Here is a 2,251-nt window from a genome sequence, read left to right as displayed (position 1 = left end):
GCACGGCGCGGTCGGCCACGCCGATCACCTCGCGCCCGCGCAGCACCGGGAACGCGCGGTGCGCCTGGCCTTCGCCGAAGTACATGGCCAGCGCCTCGGCCACCGGCAGGGCGGCGTCGATGGTGCGCACCTCGCGCGTCATCACTTCTTCCACGAACTGGCGCTCGAGCGGATCGATGCCGTACTCGCGGTAGATGTGGTGGCCGCGGCGCGCGATCTTCTCGGTGAGGATCGAACGCCGCATGGTGAGCACGGTGAAGCCGTAGGCGGTGGCCGAGGTCGCAAGCAGCGGCAGCAGCGCATTGCTGTCGTGCGTGAGACCGAAGGCGAACACGGTGGCCATCAGCGGCGCGCGCATGGTGCCGCCGAGCGTGGCGGCCATGCAGACCAGCGGCCACAGCATCGGGTCGCCGCCCGGCAGCACATGCGAGAGCACCGCGCCGAGCGCCGCGCCCATCATCAGGAGCGGCGCCAGCACGCCCCCAGATGTGCCCGAGCCGAGCGCGATCACCCAGATGATCGCCTTGACCGCGATCAGCGCCAGCACCGCCTGCCAGGCCAGCTGGTTGTGCAGCAGGTCGCCGATCACGTCGTAGCCCACGCCGAGCGCGCGCGGCTCGAAATAACCGCCGATGCCCACCGCGAGGCCGCCGAGCGCCGGCCACCACATCCAGTGCAGCGGCAGCTTGCCGAACAGGTCCTCGACCTTGTAGAGCGACAGCGAGAGGCTGGCCGAGAGCGCGCCGCACAGCAGTCCGGCCACCACGCACGACAGCAGCGCGAGCGGGCCCGGCGCCGCGGTCTGCAACGGGAACAACGGCCCGGCCTCCATCAGCAGCGGCCGCGTGAAGCCCGCGACCGCGCAGGCGATCGCCACCGGCAGCAGGCTGCGCGGGCGCAGCTCGAACAGCAGCAGCTCGACCGCCAGCAGCACCGCGGCCACCGGCGTGCCGAACACCGCCGTCATGCCCGCGGTGGCGCCGGCCACCAGCAGCGCCTTGCGCTCGGCCGCCGACAGGTGGAAGTGCTGCGCGATCAAGGAGCCGATGGCGCCGCCGGTCATGATGATCGGCCCCTCGGCGCCGAAGGGCCCGCCGCTGCCGATCGCGATGCCCGAGGACAGCGGCTTGAGCACCGCCACCTTGGGCGACATCTTGCTGCGGCCGAACAGGATCGCCTCGATGGCCTCGGGAATGCCGTGGCCGCGGATCTTCTCGGAGCCGTAGCGCGCGATCAGCCCGATCACCAGCCCGCCGAGCACCGGCACCGCGATCACCCAGGCGCCCATCGTGTGGCCGGCCGGCGAGCGGTCGGCCAGCGAGAAGTCCTGGAAGAAGAACAGGTTGGTGAAGAAGCGGATCAGGTCGAGCAGCACGCGCGCGGCCACGGTGCTCGCGGCGCCGATGACGGCCGCCAGGGTGGCGATGCGCAGCAGGCGCGCATCGAGCGCGAAGTCGCCGCGGCGATGGGTGGAGGTGGACATGGAGGGGCCGGAAGCCGGTGGCGCGAAAGCGCGCAAATATATCACTCCATGACATAAATGAGCGATCGGCGCCGCCTTGCGTCTGCGCCAGAATCGCCCGATGGACCGCACGCTCATCGAACCCGAAACGCCCCGTCTTCGCCTGCGCCAGTGGCGCGAGAGCGACCTCGCGCCCTTCGCCGCGCTGGTCGCCGATCCGCAGGTGATGGAATTCTTTCCCGCCACGTTGTCGCGCGAAGAGAGCGACGCACTGGTCGCGCGCTTCGTCGAGCGCATCGCGCAGAACGGCTGGGGCTTCTGGGCCGCCGAGCACAAGGAGTCGGGCGAGCTGATCGGCTTCACCGGCCTCAATGCGCCGGCCTATGCCCTGCCCTTCTCGCCCTGCGTGGAGATCGGCTGGCGGCTCGCGCGCAAGTGGTGGGGCCAGGGCCTCGCGAGCGAGGCGGCGCGCGCCTCGTTGGCCGTGGGCTTCGAGCGGCTCGGGCTGGACGAGATCGTGTCCTTCACCGCACTGCCCAACCGGCGCTCGAGCGCGGTGATGCAGCGCCTGGGCATGCGCGAGGACCCGGCCGGCGCGTTCGACCACCCGCTGCTGGCCGAGGGCCATCCGCTGCGCCGCCATTGCCTCTACCGGCTCGACCGCGCGACCTGGCAGGCGCAGCGCGGCGACTGAAGTCAGAAGGCCTTCACCAGCAGCACCAGCCCCGAGACGATCGCGAACACCTGCACGAAGATGCGCAGCAGCCGCCCGTTCACGCGGCGATGCAC

General features: G+C 71.2%; 2 protein-coding genes. One reads left to right on the top strand and one right to left on the bottom strand.

Annotated features, from left to right (window positions below; all coding sequences use genetic code 11):
- A partial coding sequence (locus AC27VN_RS39340) for a chloride channel protein (RefSeq protein ID WP_490880195.1) occupies positions 1-1,483 on the bottom strand: 1,483 nt, incomplete at its 3' end.
- A gap of 100 nt (positions 1,484-1,583) precedes the next feature.
- Here AC27VN_RS39340 and AC27VN_RS39335 point away from each other — a divergent pair.
- Positions 1,584-2,156, top strand: a complete 573-nt coding sequence (locus tag AC27VN_RS39335) for a GNAT family N-acetyltransferase (protein WP_490880194.1) — start codon at positions 1,584-1,586, stop codon at positions 2,154-2,156.
- The last annotated feature ends 95 nt before the right edge of the window (positions 2,157-2,251 follow it).

It is taken from the genome of Variovorax sp. 20P10.2.4 (assembly GCF_058244205.1).
Note: the sequence above shows the minus strand (reverse complement) of the source record. Positions and strands in the feature narration are given on the sequence as shown.